The organism is Maribellus luteus (assembly GCF_003576475.1).
Taxonomy (GTDB): domain Bacteria; phylum Bacteroidota; class Bacteroidia; order Bacteroidales; family Prolixibacteraceae; genus Draconibacterium; species Draconibacterium luteum.
In genome coordinates, this window is sequence record NZ_QWGR01000160.1 from 1 (window position 1) to 281 (window position 281).

1 protein-coding gene is annotated in these 281 nt (G+C 61.2%); it reads right to left on the bottom strand.

Annotation, left to right across the window (positions count from 1 at the left end; genetic code table 11):
- Positions 1-281, bottom strand: a 281-nt coding sequence (locus tag D1614_RS28405; RefSeq protein ID WP_497006679.1) for a small ribosomal subunit protein uS7, incomplete at both ends; no start/stop codon positions are given.

Sequence of the window (281 nt, forward strand, 5' to 3'; positions counted from 1 at the left end):
CTGGTAGGTCGCGCCGCCGACCCGGCGGGAGCGGACTTCGACGGCCGGAGCGACGTTGTCCAGGGCGGCGTGGAAGGTTTCCAGCGGGCCTTGGTCCTTGCGCTTGTTTTCCAGGATGTCGAAGGCGCCGTAGATGATGTTTTCGGCGACGGCCTTCTTACCTTCGTACATCACGTAGTTCATGAACTTGGTGACGACGAGATCCCCGAACTTGGGATCCGGGAGGACTTCACGCTTCTCTGCGCGACGACGGCGGGACATGCGGTATTCCTTACTTCGGA